At 57.8% G+C, this 15,209-nt stretch carries 14 protein-coding genes and 1 tRNA gene; 7 read left to right on the top strand and 8 right to left on the bottom strand.

All coding sequences use genetic code 11. The annotated features are described in order from the left end of the window. The first annotated feature begins 43 nt into the window (after positions 1–43). Entirely contained in the window at positions 44–1,330 is a 1,287-nt protein-coding gene (locus INF77_RS11685) for a hypothetical protein (protein WP_047367869.1), read from the top strand. Between the two features lie 160 nt (positions 1,331–1,490). Here INF77_RS11685 and INF77_RS11680 read toward each other — a convergent pair whose 3' ends face one another. After that, a complete protein-coding gene (locus INF77_RS11680; protein WP_048998855.1) occupies positions 1,491–2,411 on the bottom strand; it encodes a LysR family transcriptional regulator in 921 nt (306 codons plus the stop codon). A 141-nt stretch (positions 2,412–2,552) separates the two neighbouring features. Between INF77_RS11680 and INF77_RS11675 the strand changes: the two genes are divergently transcribed. The 5 genes from INF77_RS11675 to INF77_RS11660 all read left to right on the top strand — a co-directional run bounded on the left by INF77_RS11675 (position 2,553) and on the right by INF77_RS11660 (position 4,804). Continuing rightward, positions 2,553–2,942: a RidA family protein gene (locus INF77_RS11675; protein ID WP_041909204.1), complete on the top strand. Its 390-nt coding sequence runs from the start codon at positions 2,553–2,555 to the stop codon at positions 2,940–2,942. 48 nt (positions 2,943–2,990) lie between these two features. Beyond that, positions 2,991–3,548 carry a zinc-binding alcohol dehydrogenase family protein gene (locus INF77_RS23230; RefSeq protein ID WP_227413986.1) on the top strand — a complete coding sequence of 186 codons (558 nt, stop codon included), beginning with the start codon at positions 2,991–2,993 and terminating at the stop codon, positions 3,546–3,548. Further along, positions 3,479–3,937 (top strand): zinc-binding alcohol dehydrogenase family protein, encoded by a 459-nt coding sequence (locus tag INF77_RS23225; RefSeq protein WP_248176058.1) that lies wholly within the window; start codon positions 3,479–3,481, stop codon positions 3,935–3,937. The genes INF77_RS23230 and INF77_RS23225 overlap by 70 nt, the downstream gene beginning before the upstream one ends. A 276-nt stretch (positions 3,938–4,213) precedes the next feature. Next, the gene (locus INF77_RS11665; protein ID WP_045260376.1) at positions 4,214–4,471 is read left to right on the top strand and encodes an antitoxin; all 258 of its coding nucleotides are present in this window, start codon (positions 4,214–4,216) and stop codon (positions 4,469–4,471) included. After that, the gene (locus INF77_RS11660; protein WP_028013735.1) at positions 4,472–4,804 is read left to right on the top strand and encodes a type II toxin-antitoxin system PemK/MazF family toxin; all 333 of its coding nucleotides are present in this window, start codon (positions 4,472–4,474) and stop codon (positions 4,802–4,804) included. A gap of 54 nt (positions 4,805–4,858) precedes the next feature. Here INF77_RS11660 and INF77_RS11655 read toward each other — a convergent pair. The 6 genes from INF77_RS11655 to INF77_RS11630 form a co-directional block, all read right to left on the bottom strand. After that, positions 4,859–4,934 (bottom strand) — tRNA-Asn (locus INF77_RS11655). Between the two features lie 164 nt (positions 4,935–5,098). Then, the gene (locus INF77_RS11650) at positions 5,099–7,288 is read right to left on the bottom strand and encodes a TonB-dependent siderophore receptor (RefSeq protein ID WP_028013734.1); all 2,190 of its coding nucleotides are present in this window, start codon (positions 7,286–7,288) and stop codon (positions 5,099–5,101) included. Between the two features lie 26 nt (positions 7,289–7,314). After that, positions 7,315–8,640 carry a lysine N(6)-hydroxylase/L-ornithine N(5)-oxygenase family protein gene (locus tag INF77_RS11645; RefSeq protein ID WP_193532651.1) on the bottom strand — a complete coding sequence of 442 codons (1,326 nt, stop codon included), beginning with the start codon at positions 8,638–8,640 and terminating at the stop codon, positions 7,315–7,317. Further along, positions 8,637–10,379 (bottom strand): aerobactin synthase IucC, encoded by a 1,743-nt coding sequence (iucC, locus tag INF77_RS11640; RefSeq protein ID WP_346729587.1) that lies wholly within the window; start codon positions 10,377–10,379, stop codon positions 8,637–8,639. Before iucC ends, INF77_RS11645 begins: the two co-directional genes overlap by 4 nt. Further along, positions 10,376–11,323, bottom strand: a complete 948-nt coding sequence (locus INF77_RS11635) for a GNAT family N-acetyltransferase (protein WP_193532650.1) — start codon at positions 11,321–11,323, stop codon at positions 10,376–10,378. The genes iucC and INF77_RS11635 overlap by 4 nt, the downstream gene beginning before the upstream one ends. Next, the gene (locus INF77_RS11630) at positions 11,323–13,065 is read right to left on the bottom strand and encodes an IucA/IucC family siderophore biosynthesis protein (RefSeq protein ID WP_045629795.1); all 1,743 of its coding nucleotides are present in this window, start codon (positions 13,063–13,065) and stop codon (positions 11,323–11,325) included. The genes INF77_RS11635 and INF77_RS11630 overlap by 1 nt, the downstream gene beginning before the upstream one ends. A gap of 138 nt (positions 13,066–13,203) precedes the next feature. Between INF77_RS11630 and INF77_RS11625 the strand changes: the two genes are divergently transcribed. Continuing rightward, the gene (locus INF77_RS11625; protein ID WP_193532649.1) at positions 13,204–14,415 is read left to right on the top strand and encodes an MFS transporter; all 1,212 of its coding nucleotides are present in this window, start codon (positions 13,204–13,206) and stop codon (positions 14,413–14,415) included. Here INF77_RS11625 and mtfA read toward each other — a convergent pair. Continuing rightward, the gene (mtfA, locus tag INF77_RS11620; RefSeq protein ID WP_045260370.1) at positions 14,412–15,209 is read right to left on the bottom strand and encodes a DgsA anti-repressor MtfA; all 798 of its coding nucleotides are present in this window, start codon (positions 15,207–15,209) and stop codon (positions 14,412–14,414) included. The two genes, INF77_RS11625 and mtfA, sit on opposite strands and share 4 nt — an antisense overlap.

Raw genomic sequence — 15,209 nt, 5'->3', positions numbered from 1 at the left:
GGCGTGTTAAAAATGGAGGCTAGGTCGATGCCGGGAGGGCACAATGGCAAATGTTATTCATGATTTTATTTATGATATCTGCCACTCAGGAAATCTTGAGGCAGCTGTTCAACAATATGCACTCTATTACCACTATCTGGACGATTATACCTTCATTTTTGCAGCGGAGAAAGGTGCGACTCCGGGCTTATCGGTTAACAGGAACTTCAGCAGTGGTTCTGCTGTGCGTAGCTTATTCAAAACGCCGCATGTGTTTATTCTTACACCAGACATATTCAGAGAAATGTTTATCTCTGGTAACCGCGTTACATTTCCCATCGACTATTCTATCTCGCTCGATACGCAGGTATTAAGTTATCTTAAGCCTTTCTTTGAAGGGCAAAGATCGCGACTTCCCGATGATTTTGAAGAAATTTTTGACTTCATCGCCAGAGAGGAAGTCAATGTTGATCCTTTGCTGTATGAACTCGAAAATCTTTGTAATTTTAGCGATCTCAATAAACAGGAAAAAATCTTCGAACGCATTCGAGCTTATGAGATGTTACGCAACCTGGATGTTGCGGCTTGGCAGCAGCATAGGCAGTTAAAATTTAATGTGTCTGAACAGGAAATTATAGCTAAAACGCAGCAATATATGGCACGTAAAAATTATGAGTTTATAAATAAGTCGCTAATGGAAGAGCTGGCTCGTGACTATAATCGCTTATATGTATATGTGTTAAAAATGTGCGCGATTCACCTGCGGAACCCAAAAACAAGTGCTAAGCAGGTGCAGGAAAAATTACTCGAACTGCTAGAATTTACTCACAATGAAGCCCATTTCTTTGGCATTAGAGAGATTTTGCTCGCTAAGCGTTTTTTTGAAAATGGTTCTAAGGAAGCCTTTTTTCACAAAGTGAACCGTAATACGGCGGGATTTTGGGAGTACGTTAGAGGTATGGCCTGGGATCTACGCCATCAGCGCTTTCTCGAATTTGTTATTACCTTAAATATTGATAAAAACGCGGCATTCTTTTTTCCCGCAATCTTAACCTGTGATAAAAAATTCATTGAAGTTCTGGATGCTCATAGCGTCAAAGTCATCGTTTTTAATAACAAAACTAAAGAAATTCTTCCATTTTATGATATTGATTTTATTGAAGAGATAGCGTCATGCGGTGAGCGAGTCAAAGAACGATTAACTTTGCTCTCTACCGAAGAATACCAGTTACAACGTCGCCAGTATCAGGAAGGGCCAGACTACCTTCAATCGTTGGTTAAAACACTCGAAGCCGAACTTGAGGGCATTTGCGGTATTGCCTGTGAAAAGAATCCGCTTGGTAACTATTAGTGGATCACAGATGCAAAAAGCCGGCTTCAAAAGAAGGCTTTTCAAAAATGGCTCCTCTGAATGGGTTCGACTTTGCCAGTAACAGACAAATAAATATTTCCCTTTCTGTCAAAACCGCCTGAATGACCACCAATCGGCGGTGATGAGCGAATAGATATAGTCACTTAATGGTAGAAGTAGGGACATGCTGCTGCATCAACTCAACGATCCAGTCAATAAAAACGCGCAGTTTAGCGTTGACGTGGCGGTTAGGCGGGAATGCCAGGTACAGGGGCATTGGAGCAATACGCCAGCGTTCAAATAGCGGAATCAAGGCACCGCGAGCCTGATGTGCTGCCGCCATATAGACCGGCAGCGCAATCACGCCCAATCCCGCTAGCCCAGCTTCGAGGTAAGCATTGCCATCATCCACAGCAAGCACATAGTTGCCCGTAATTTCAATACGTTCACTCTCACCGTGCAGCACCAGAGGATCAATCTTACCGGTGCGTGAGGACAAGAATCCCACGATGCGATGGTCCGTGTTTTCCAGCTCTCGCGGATGCGCGGGGGCGCCGAGGCGTTCCACATAACTCGGTGCAACGTAAACACCGATTTGCAAATCGCCGACATGGCGTGCGATCAGGGACTGGTCGTTGATTTCGCCACCCCGCAGGACGCAATCCACGTTGTCGCCAATCAGATCCACCACCCGGTCACTTACGCCCATGTCAAACTGGATATCAGGGTAGCGCGCGTGAAAAGCCGGTAGCGCGGGCACCAGCACAAGGCGGGCGAGAGGAGTGGGCACATCCACCCTTAACCGTCCCCTGGGCGTCATCGCCGCACTGGACAGGCTGTTTTCTGCATCTTCCATGTCCGCCAGCAGGCGGATAACGCGCTCGTAGTAGACCGCGCCATCGGGAGTGACGCCGAGCCTGCGGGTGGTGCGATGGAGCAGCTTGACGCGCAGGCGCGCTTCCAGCTGCTGAATAAGCTGCGTCACCGTCGTTTTGCTCATATGGAGCGTTTGGGCAGCCTTTGTGAAGCTGCCTGCCTCCACCACGCGAGCAAAGGCGCGCATCGCATCAAAACGATCCATCCCTTGTCCTCTCTTTTCACCGATTGTTTGGATATTACAAACAATGATGAACAAAGTCGCCTGTTTATCCCTCTGCTTCAGCAGCTGTAAAGTCTCTTTACGTTCACCGGGCAGAGTTCGCCCCATTACAAAGGTACAAATATGACAACACGCGAAGCCGTTTTTCCCTTCGGACGCCAGGCGCTCTATGAGCGAAATCGCTATTCACCGGCCATCAAATCTAATGGCTTCTTGTTTGTTTCGGGGCAGGTGGGTAGCCGGGAAGATGGTTCGCCTGAAGAGGATATAAAAGCGCAGATCCGTCTGGCGTTTGATAACCTTAATGCTGTTCTCACGGCTGCGGGCTGCACGTTCGATGACGTGGTTGACGTTACCCTTTTTGTTGTCGATCCCGAGTCAAACCTCGACGCAATCTGGAGTGTCCTGCCAGAATACTGGGGGGAGGCACCTTACCCAACCTTGACCGGGATCGGCGTGACGTGGCTGTACGGATTCCAGTTTGAGATAAAGGTGATTGCCAGGCTACCCTGAGCGTTACGGATCTTTCCGACGGTCAAAAGGCAAGTCAGAGGAAAATTTATGAAGGCAGCGGTTTATGACGTGGAAGGCGCTCCCGGCGTCCTGCAGTATGTCGATGTTCCGGATCCGGTCGCAGGGCCTGACGATGTGCTGATTTCTGTCGAGGCTATCTCAATTGAAGGGGGAGATCTGATCAACCGTCGTTCAACTCCGCCGCCTTTTCCTTCATGGATTGTTGGCTACGCGGCCGCGGGGACGGTGGTTGCCGTCGGGTCGAAAGTCCGTAGCCGCAAGGTTGGAGACAGAGTGACTGCTTTTAGCATGCAGGGATCGCATGCGGAACGTTGGGCTGTGCCTGCGGAACGAACGTGGCTTATAGCAGACGGAGTGGATGCAGCAGAAGCGGCGGTGGTACCGATCTCCTTTGGAACCGCATATCACTGCCTCTTCACACGAGGCAAGCTCCGGCACGGAGAAACCGTTCTGATTCAGGCAGCAGCGGGTGGCGTGGGGCTTGCGGCCGTTCAGCTTGCGCGACGGTCATCGCCGTGGCAAGCGGAACGCAGCGAAAAAACCGGTTGCTGGAACTGGGGGCCGATCATGTTGTGGATCGTGTAGAGAATAACGTCGTGGAGAGTGTCCGACAGGTCACCCGCGGCACCGGTGTTAACCTCGTTATCGATCCGGTAGGGACGACGTTGCCTGCGTCGCTTTCTGCACTCGCGCCGGAAGGGCGTCTCGTCTTCGTCGGTAATGCGGGCGGCGGCGGCCTGACTGTCGACCTGTGGCCGCCCATGCAGGCTAACCAGACGCTCATGGGGGTATTCATGGGGCCTCTTTTTGAAAGGCCTGAGATTCGGGCAAGCGTGGACGAGATGTTGCAGGCCATAGCGGCAGGGCGCATCAGGGTTGTCATTGACCGCATCTTCCCCCTGGCTAACGCCGCCGCGGCCCATGAATACGCCGAGACAGCGAAACCGCTTGGCCGCATCGTTATGAAGCCATGAGGGGGTTGACCTTAGCCTGGCCCCCACAATGCTCCCGATGCGGAAGCCGCCTCGCATTTCGTTTATCCGATCCGCCATAATCCTTTGAACCGCAAAAACAGTTTTCTATTATCTGCCTTCTTAGTGACGCACTTTGTTCCCACCTGTACTGCCCTTTGATGGATAACAGCTCTCTGCCCACTTAATTACGAAAAGGAAATCCCCATTAATCTGATGAATAATTGCGCACCCTCTGCCATGAATGTTATATTAAAATATAATATTTGGAGGTGCGCTATGTATAAAACCCGTCTGAAAAAGGTCGGCGGATCCATCATGCTGGCGGTTCCTCCCGCCGTGCTGAAAACGCTGGAGCTGTCGACGGACAGCGAAGTCGGCATGACCATTAATAATGGCTGCCTGATTATTGAACCCCAGAAGCGGCCTCACTATTCGCTTGAGGAGCTGCTGGCGCAGTGCGATCCGCACGCTGAAATGAGCGAAGAGGATGGGGATTGGATTGATGCGCCTGCAGTAGGGAAGGAGCTCCTGTAAATGGACAGAGGGGAAATCTGGCTTGTTTCACTGGACCCGATTGCTGGCCATGAGCAAAGTGGAAAACGTCCGGTTCTCATCGTATCGAAGGCATCGTTTAACAAGCTGACCCGGCTACCGGTGGTGGTTCCCGTTACCAGCGGCGGAAACTTTGCACGTACAGCGGGTTTCACCGTTTCACTGGAAGGGGCGGGGACAAAAACAATGGGCGTTATTCGCTGCGACCAGCCCAGAACTATTGATATGGCGGCCCGGAACGGCATGCGGCTGGAACGCATACCTGATGCTGTTGTAAATGAAGTGCTTGCCAGGCTGGATGCAATTCTGAGTTAGCATCAGAGACGCAGAAAAGCAAAAAGCCTGCTTTAAAAGCAGGCTTTTCAAAATTGGCTCCTCTGACTGGACTCGAACCAGTGACATACGGATTAACAGTCCGCCGTTCTACCGACTGAACTACAGAGGAATCGTGTGAACGGGGCGAATATTATCGACCTGTGTTCACCTTGTCAAAGGGGGAAAGTAAACTTTTCGTTTGTTTGCCGACTATTTCAGCAAATCGCTGATTTTATAGCAAATTCGCGTTGAAATTACACAACGAAATGCGCCGCCCGCAGGCGGCGCGGAGGATCAGAACAGCACGGAGTAGTTCAGACCAAACGTACGTCCGCGGCCTTTATAGGTGTACAGGCCCGGTGCACCGTAGGTTGGGCTATACAGCCCCGGCGCGCGCTGGCCCCAGGCGGTGGTGTAGTCTTTGTCCAGCAGGTTTTCCACGCTGAAGCTGACTTTCCCCACCGGCAGGGCGTAGCTGCCCAGGAAATCGACCGTGTTATAGCCATCGATCTTCTTGCCGTCAGCGTCGGACACGTCAAAGGTCTGCGTGCTCTGCACGCGCAGGGTCCAGTCGCCCGGCGCCCAGTTCACCCATGCGCTCGCTTTCGACGGGCTGGCGCTGTCGACCGTCAGCTTCTCCCACTTCCCGTTTTCACGGGTTTCAGACTTGATGGCGTTAAAGTTCGCGCCGGTGCTCCAGTCGCTGTCGGTGAAGAAATAGTCCACCTGGCCTTCAATCCCGTAGATACGACGCTTATCGTCTTCCAGGTTGATGGTCATATCCGTCTTGTTGATGGTGATGGTTTTATCCGAGAGCGAGTAATACGCCGCGACCTGCGTGCGCAGGTTGTCACCGGTGAAGCGCCAGCCCAGCTCGTAGGCGTTGACCTTGATGCCGTCCAGCGTTGAGTCGTTGACGTTCACGCTGTTCAGCAGGCGATAGTGGCCGTTGCTGAGTTGGTAGGTGCCGGAGCCGTAGTACTTCGCCAGGTCAGGAATTTCAAAGCCCTGGGAGAAGTTAAACCACAGCTGCTGCTGTTCGGTCAGACGACCGAGGATCCCGGCGTTAAACAGGAAGTTGTTGTAATCGGTTTTCCCGCCCGGCACCGCGTCGGCGGAGGTGGCTTTCCCGGTGGCGATGGCTTGCTGCTGGGCGTAGCCAACAAAATCATCCACCTTGTTTTCGGTGTACTGGTAGCGCACGCCGCCGCTCAGGGTGATGGCGTCAATGTCATAGCTCGCCTGCAGGAACGGAGCGAGGTTGGTGATGCTGTAGCCCGGATAACGGCCCACGTTGTAGGCGTTGTCCAGTTCCATGCCGCCGCTCGCCGCCGCTTTGCTCAGGTCAAAGAACTGCTGGTTGGCATCGAACGTTTCGTGGTCGGCATCGACACCCCAGGTCAGCGTCAAATCGTCCACCGGCTTGCTGTTCAGTGTCAGCTTGCCGCCGTAAAAATCGGTTTTCTGCTGCGACGCGCCGATGCTGCTCACCACGCCTTTGGTCAGGGTCGGGAACGGGTAGTAGGTCAGGCTCTCGTCACGGTAGTAAATCTGCGCGACCAGATCCTGGCCCCAGAAATCAGTATTGGAGTACTGCAGGTTAATCAGATGGCGCTCGGTGCCCGGCACGCGGTCAGAGTCGAGATTATCCTTGTTGTACGCGGTGGCATCGCCCGTTACCGCCGAGAAGTTCTTCCCGAGATACAGCCCATGCTTGCCGTCGGACTCGCTCTTGTAGTACTGGGTAGTGAGCTGCAGCTGCTGGTGATCGTCGATGTTGAGGGTGCCTGTTCCCATCACATCAATACGGTCGGAATACTGGAGGCCGGTCTGGGTGTTATCGATGATCACCTCGTCGCCGTTGCCGTCATACCAGCCGCCGTAGCGCTGATACGACACCGACAGACGGCCGGAGGCGTTGTCGTTGCCGCCGCTGACCGCAGCCGACACGTTCTCATCGTGGTCGTTGTGGCTGTTAAACCCGCTTTTTGCTCCGGTCTGGAACTCAACTTCGGTCTCCGGCTGGCCCTTTTTGGTGACGATGTTCACCAGGCCGCCGGTGCTGCCGCCGCCGTACAGTGACGTGGCGCCGGAGATGACTTCTATGCGGTCAATGTTGAACGGGTCGATGGAGTCGAGCTGGCGGCTGTCGCTGCGGGACGAGTTCAGGCGCACGCCGTCCACCATCACCATCATGGAGCGGCCTCGCAGGTTCATGCCGTAGTTGGTACGCCCCTGGCTGCTGACATCCATACCCGGGATCAGCTGCGCCAGCACTTCTTTAATCTCTTTCCCGCCCTGAACCTGCTGCTCGATCTCAGAGCGTTCAATGACCCAGGTGGTCTGCGCCATCTCGGCCACGCTGCGGTGCGCGCGGCTGGCAGAGACCACGATATTTTCTTCCTTTTGTTCTTCCGCCCACGCAGAGGTAGAAAGCATTGCAAGCAAGCAAGGATTTAAAACCCAAAGATGAGAACGTTTCATTGTTATGTTGATCCTGATTGTGTGTGTCAGTACTCAGTGGTTTTTGCTAACGATTTAAAAACCTGGCTGCTCTCCGGGCTGGTGGTGCTCCGCCAGTGGATAACGCCAGGGGTGGTGGCCAGTTCAAACGGCTCGTCGGCATGTGCGCGATTCAGAATTCGCGCCGCGCGCCAGGCCATCAGGCTGAGCTGGGGTTCGGCAATGCCGAGACGGTGCATCCCGGCGTTCACGGCGAACAGGCGGTTGCTCTGCGGACCGTCCCATTCGAGGGTGAAATCGTTGTTAATGCAGAACGCTTCGTCCGCATCCAGATGCAGGCGGTGAGACAGCGGCGCGAGGAACGCGGGCTGCACGGCGCGGTAGCCGGTGGCAAAAATCACCACGTCGCTCTCCAGCTGCTCGTGGCCGCCGTCGAGGTGATGCTGAATGCTCAGGCGCTGACCGTTTTCCTGGCGCGTCAGGGTTGTCACCGAGCGGGACGGCATCAGGTGCGCCCAGGGTTTTTCACGCAGCACTTCGAAGCGGTGGTACATGGCGCGGTAAATCGCCAGCAGTGACTCGGTGGTGATGCCGTCGGAGGTCATCTTCTGCTCGTGCAGCATCTGACGACGCGCCTCTTCACCGAGCGTGGAGAAGCTGTCCACGTACTCCGGCGTGAAATACTCGTTAGCAAAGGCGGCTTCATCCAGTGCGTTGTAGTTATTGCGGCGCGAGACCCAATTCAGGCTCAGCGGCTGGCCCCATTCGCCGCGGAAAATATTCAGGAACAGGTCGGCGCCGCTCTGGCCGCCGCCGACAACGGTGACGCGCTTGCCGGCGAGATCCGGCGTGCGCAGCATCATCTCGCTGGCGTGGAAGCAGGTATCGTCCTGCGCCGTGACGCAGTCAGGCAGGTTGATCTGTTTGCCAATCCCCACACAGACGTGGCGCGCCAGGAAGCGGTCGCGCTGGGTCACCACCTCAAACAGGCCGTTTTTCTCATCAAAGCTCACCTGCTGCACCTGCTGGCTGAAGGCGAGATTGGTGAGGTTGTCCGCCGCCCAGCACAGGTAGTCGGCAAACTCTTCGCGGGAAACCGTGCGCTGCTCGGTGGTCAGGAAGCGGTAGAACTTTTTGCGCTGCACCAGGTAGTTCAGAAAGCTGTGGCGGTTGGTCGGCTCCACGGCGCTGACCAGATCCTTCAGGAAACTGGTCTGCATGTGGCAGTCCGGCACCATCATGCCCGGGTGCCATGAGAAGTGCGGTTTACGCTCAAGGAACAGCGAGCTAAAGCCGTCCAGACCTTCTGCGAGGGCGGCGACGCTGAGGTTAAACGGGCCAATACCAATGCCGATGAAATCATAGGTTTTCATTGCGCGGACTCCCGGGAGGCCAGAAAAAGAGGGTTATCAAGATCGGTGACGTAGTTCGGCAGCATGCGGCTGCCGCCGTCGTGTTCGGAGAAGGTCAGTTTGACCGGGTTAAGGATCACCCGAATAATCTGCGGCTTAAACAGATCGAATTTCGCAAAGCGCTCCGCAAGCTCCGGGTGCGCGGCCATATAGCGGTGCAGCACCCCGGCGAGGATCTGATAGAAGCGGTTTTCGCTCACGCCGCTTTGCAGGGTCAGGCGCGAAATAAAGCGCAGCACCGTCACAAAGTTGCCGGTTTGCAGGTCGTGGATGATGTAATCCGCGCTCAGGCGCGCCGTCACCGCTTTTACCTGCTCCGGCAGGCTCTGCGCCTGCGGGAAATCCTCGTCCACCAGGCGCATATCGCCCTGGAAATCCTTCAGCAGGATGCGCTGCGGGACGTAGTCCTTCATCACCAGCGTCACGTTCTGGCCGTGGGCAATCAGCGCCACGCCGTAGCGGCAGAGCAGGTGGTAGAACGGGATCACCGTTGCCTCGAACAGCTTTTCCAGCCACGCGTCGGCGCTTAACCCCGAGCGCGTGATCCACGCGTCGATCAGCGGGCGCCCGGCGTTGTCGGTTTCCATTAGCGCCGCCATCAGCACCGCCTGTTCGCCGTCCTGCAGATAGCAGGATGGGTTCTCGCGCCAGATCACGCCCAGCATCTCCTGGTAGCGGTAGGGCGCTTTCGGCAGCGCCGCGTAGCCCGGATGCGACAGATACCCGGCGGCGGGTTCGCCAAGCACCTGCGCGCCAGAGCGGATCAGCGTGGCGTCAGCGGCGAACTGCTGCTGCAGCCAGCGCGAGGCCAGAGGACCGGCGGCAATGTACTTGCCCGGAATGCCGCGATAGCAGGAGGTGTTGTAGATGGTCAGCGGCAGCTTGATGTCATACGGCGCGCGACGGCTGGCGTTGGTGAGCGTGCGCAGGGACTGCTGGGCCAGATACTCATCGCCAAACTCGCCCAGCTCTACCATTTCACCGCGCGCCAGCTGCGCAAGGAAATGAATGGCAATTTTTTGCTGCCACTGCCACGGGTGCAGCGGCACGGGCAGCCAGCCGTCGTCGAGACCCAGCGCTTGCCAGCAAGCGTCAAACCGGGCGCGCTCGGCATCATCCATGGTGCTGGCCAGCAGAGCGTGAATGTCGCAATCGGCGTCGCTGCTCCAGACCAGATGTTCACGCTGGACGGCGACCCAGTGCAGGCGGAAGCGCCCGCGGTATTCCGGCGCGTACTGGCGCAGCGCGTCCAGACCCCAGCCGCGGCGGCCTTTGTTGAAAATAAACTTCGGGTGGCCGCTCATCAGACACTGTAATTCGTCCGGGTCGAGGTGGATCAGCGCGTCCGCGTCCAGCGCTTCACGCGCCTGCAGCAGCTGCATGTCGCCGCGCAGCGTGGCGTAGAGGTCTTCCATGTGCTCCGCCGTTTGCGCGTCGCTCATCTCCAGCACCGTCGCCAGCTGCAGCAGCGCGCTTTCCGCTTCCACGGCGGCGCCGCTGGCGATGGTCAGGCTGTCCGGGTCGATGTGCAGCCAGCCCCAGATCCCGCGCGCGGCGCGAAACTGCCAGGACTCGGCGCCCATAGCGATGCGCCAGCCGTCCGATGAAACCGGCTCAGCGCGCAGGGTGCGTTCGTATTCCAGCTCCGCGAGGATCTTCGCCACCATCTCGCGGTTCACTTTCTGCCAGAGCGCGTTCACAGTCCCACCTCGCTGAAGAAGCGGTGACGCTGGCTCATGATGAGGCGCGAGCGCTTGTGCGGGAAGTCGAACTCTTTCACCGTGTCGAAACCGGCGGAGGCCAGATGGCGGAACAGGCGCTGGTTGTCGAAGCGCGGCTCGGCCACGATGCGCGCGGTGCGCGGTTCATCGAGATACAGATAGTGGCTCAGGCCGCGCAGCCAGCTGCGGATGTACTGCGCGCCGCGCCAGTTTTCTTCGCCCACCAGCATGTGCAGCCCGCGGTCAAACGGCTGCCAGCGGTAGTGGCGGCCAATGCGGTCTTCTGCCGCCCAGTAGAGTTCAAAATAGCCAAACGGCTGGTCGTCGAAGCAGCCGATAACCGGGTAGCAGTAGGTCGAGTCAAGCTGGCGGCGCAGGTAGTTTTCCTGCTCGGCCTGCGGGCCCGCCATCTCCCAGAAGGCGTTCACGCGCGGGTTATTCATCCATTGAGTGAAACGCTCGCCGTCCATCGCCACGTCCGCCACGCGGAAGCTCAAAGTGCGCTTGATTTGCGGATCGTAACGGCGATATACCTCGCCCTGCGGGCGACGAGGACGCAGCGGGAAGTACAGCTGGCGGCTCTCATCAAACTGCATCCCGCCGCTTGCCTGCGGACGTTCGCCTTTCAGCCACAGCGGCAGCTGCCAGAAGGTTTCTCGCGCCAGATAATCCCCGTGGGCCTGGCTAAACAGCGCCTGCGCCTGGGGTTCATCCTGCCAGTCCGCCCACGGCAGGGTAATGCCGGTCAGGGCCGGCGCGGCAACAAACAGCTGATCGAGGGCTTCCACCAGCCAGCCGGCCGGGATCCCGGTCAGACGCTCCAGCACCGCGCTGCCGTCAAGACCCAGCGTCAGCGGCAGGTTTTGTTCCGTTGCGGTGCAGCGAAAGCCGTAGCCGGAATGGACGATATTCGCGATGGCCATCACGCCTTCTCCTTGTAAAACGGGTTGCTAAAGTCGAAATAGATCACCGCCGGATCGACGATGGTGTTCTCATTGCGATCGTGCAGGTAGCAGAAGAAGTTGCCTTTGCAGTTCCAGGTCGGGCTGTCGAGCACGTAGTCGAGGCAGCGGGTCTGCTTCGCCGTCGTGCGCAGCCCGGCCAGCGCGTCACGCACGCGGGACATCAGGTGCTCTTCGCTGTCGAAACCGGCGGCGGCGAGAGCGGCGGTGACCGCAAGGGTGGAGTTCAGCAGCAGGTAATAAGGGAAGTAGCGCAGCAGCTGGCTTTCACCGAAGCGGTTTTCCACGTCGGTTTCGCCCGCCTCTTTCAGCCACGCGTCGGCCCCTTCGGTCCAGGCGCTGCCCTGGCAGTCGCGGTAGATCAGCCCGACGGGGAAATCCTGCTGCATCTCAACGAGGATATTTTGCTGGTGCGCCAGCAGCACCAGACCGTAGTCCGCCTCGGCGCTGAACAGCGGAAGCAACACGCGGTCGCAGTAGGCGTCCAGCCAGCAGCGGGCGGCCTGGGCGAGCGGTAAATCCAGACGCTGGCTAAGACGGCGTACCGCAGCGGCCAGCAGGCTGTCGCCGCCGTCAGGCGCGGCCTGCGTCAGGCTGACCAGCACGTTGGTCTGGGTGTCTGGCGTATCGAACAGCAGGTTAACGCGCAGGGCCATCAGGCTCTCTTCCTGAACGACGCCGCTTTCATCACGCAGTCCTGCCCAGCCGTCTTCCTGCATCACGCGCATGGTCGGGTAGCGGGCCTGTAAATCTTGCCAGCGTTCTGTTTTCGCCAGCCGCGCCAGGCGCATACCGCGCTTAACCTCTTTGACCGACAGCGTGCGCACGGAGTTGGTCAGGCGCACGCTGAGGGAGAATTTAATCATGTCGCTGTTGGTTTCGCTGTACAACGAGCGTGAGGAGCTGGTGGGCAGCCACTGTGCGCCCGCTTCACCCAGGTCCTGTAATGAACCGTTTGCCGCCAGACGCTGACACCAGTCCTGCTCCAGCAGATAGTCGGCCTGCCACGGATGCATCGGCAGCAGCCAGCGGGTGTCGGTGAAGTGGCCGAGCAGATCGGGCGCGCTCTGGGCGGCGAAGCGCAGCAGACGCTCGCGCAGGGAGACGTTCAGGCTGTCGCCGGCAACGAGCGTGCTCTCAACGGCAAACCAGCGCAGCGGGAAGCGGGAGCCGAAATCCGGCAGATACCGGCGCGCCTCGGTTTCGTTGAACGGCTCGTGGGATTTTGGCGCAGGGTGAAACGCGTGGCCCACCAGCAGCGCCTGTTCCGCTTCGGCAAACGTCAGGGGCTTGTCGCGCAACGTTGCCCAGCCGTGGCGCAAATCAATCGCCTGCCAGGTATGGGTATGGCTTTCCAGCGCGCGCTGTTTAAAACGCGTCAGCGTATCGGCATCCAGTGAGCCTTTTACTGAGGGTTTTTCGAGAATTAAATCAATCAGTTGAGTGAAAGTGACGGCGTCACCACTGTCGCTATCGCTCTGAATAAGCGTTGCCGGGAAACGGTACTGATGGTGCTGGGTTGGGGAAAAATAGCGTACCGGAACCCGAAGGGCCTGGGAGGAAGAGAGCGGAATATGAATGTGCGCTAACTCATCCGCTGCGGCTGCGGGGAGATAGCGCCAGTCCTTCGTTTCGCGTAACAGGGCGTTTAAAAAACACTGGGCTGCAACGTCTGTACCGGCAGAGCGGGGCAGAGCACGCATAGATGTACCTCATTCCATGACTGATAATAATTCTCGTTATGATATTCATTCTGTTTACAGTGGCAACTATTTTTGCAATATTTGTTTTCATTAACTTCATAATTTCCACACATTTATTGACACTATGTTCACATTCTCATGCGCGCTGATTCTGAAACGTTGACCGAAAACATCACCACCAAAGCCAACTGGCCCCTGGCGCTCTGCGCGGGCCTGCTGGGCATCGGGCAAAACGGGTTGCTGGTCATGCTTCCGCAGCTGGTGACCCTGACCGGACTTTCACTCTCGGTCTGGGCCGGGCTGCTGATGTTCGGCTCCATGCTTTTTTTACCCGCGTCCCCCTGGTGGGGACGCCAGAGCGAGCGCCGCGGCTGTAAGGTCGTTATGGTGGCCTCCCTCAGCGGCTATCTCGCCAGCTTTGGCGTCATGGCGCTGGTGGTGTGGGCGATGGCGGCAGGGAGGCTGGAAAGCACCTGGGGGCTGGCGGGGCTGATCCTCTCGCGTCTGCTGTATGGCCTGACGGTGTCGGGCATGGTGCCTGCCGCGCAGACGTGGGCCATTCAGCGTGCGGGCCTGGATAAACGCATGGCGGCGCTGGCAACCATCAGTTCCGGCCTCAGCTGCGGCCGCCTGCTGGGGCCTCCGCTGGCGGCGCTGATGCTCAGCGTTAACCCGGTCGCGCCGCTCTGGCTGATGGCGATCGCGCCGTTAATCGCTCTGCTGCTGGTGCTGCGCGAGGTGGCGGATCCGCCGTTGCCGCCGGTGGCACACCAGGCGACCCGTCTGCAGATGTCCATGCTGCCGTTCCTGCTGCTGGCGATGCTGCTGGCGGCGCTGGTGAGTCTGATGCAGCTCGGCCTGTCACCGCACCTCAGCCCCTTGCTGGACGGCAACGCCCGGGATATCAGCCATCATGTTGCGCTCCTGCTGAGCCTGGCCGCGCTGGCTACGCTCGCGGCGCAGTTCCTGGTGGTTCGTCCGCAGCATTTCAGCCCGCTGACCCTGCTTTGCATGGCGGCGGTGCTGATGGTGGCTGGGCTGGCGCTAATGTGTATCGCCGAACTGGCGCTGTTCTATGTGGGGATTGCTATCACTTCGCTCGGCGCGGCAATGGCAACGCCGGGCTATCAGCTGCTGCTGAACGATCGCCTGACCACGGGGAAGGGGGCGGGCGCTATTGCGACCAGCCACACGCTGGGCTATGGCGTCAGCGCGCTGCTGGTGCCCGTTGTGACGCGCTTTTTCGGCGAACACTATTTAACGACGGCGGCCTTTGGCGTGGCGGCGCTGTTTTTAGCGCTGAGCATCGGGGTACGGTTAACCGAGCGTACCCCTGTCGAAAAAAATTAATGGACGTGGTGGGATGAAGGGCCGCCAGCGCCCTCATTTTGCCGCAGGCGCTGGAGCGGATCCTGCTGATAAAACTGGCTGAAACGCTGCCACAGCGCCGGGAAACGGGGCGCGAAGAGTTCGGGGGCGCTGAAGAAGTACTCCGAGAGCACTGCAAAGCACTCGGCGGGGTCAGTTGCCGCATAGGCATCAATGCTGGCCGCGCTTTCGCCCACCAGGTCTATCTCATCCTGGATGTTATCCATTGCCGCATGCAGGTCGTGCTCCCATCCTGCGACTTCACGTAGCGGAATAAAAGGCACGCCGCTGGCGCGATCGCCGTTGCGGGTATCAAGCTTATGCGCCACCTCGTGAATAATCAGATTAAAGCCTGAGGCGTCGAACGAGTCCTGAATGTCGAGCCAGTTGAGGATAATTGGCCCCTGCTGCCAGCTTTGTCCGGACTGCACCACCCGCTGGTTGTGTACCAGCCCGATATCATCCTCCCACTCGTCATCGACGACGAACGGTGCAGGATAAATCAGCACTTCATGAAAACCGTCCAGCCACTCAATACCGAGCTCCAGCACCGGCAGGCAGAAAAGCAGGGCGATGCGGGCGTTTTTCAGCGGATCAAGCTCGAACCCCTGTAGCGGCACCAGGCGTTTTTGCTGCAAAAAACGATCCGCCATCTGAACCAGCTTCGATTGTTCATCCGGCTTAAGATTCGCCAGAACAGGGATCGCCAGCGCGTCATCCCACGGCAGCGCCATATCCCGGCCAGCCTCATTCGTTTTCCAGGGCCACTTAATCAT

It is taken from the genome of Enterobacter cloacae complex sp. P1B (assembly GCF_014982345.1).
GTDB classification, from domain to species: Bacteria; Pseudomonadota; Gammaproteobacteria; order Enterobacterales; family Enterobacteriaceae; genus Enterobacter; species Enterobacter bugandensis.
Note: the sequence above shows the minus strand (reverse complement) of the source record. Positions and strands in the feature narration are given on the sequence as shown.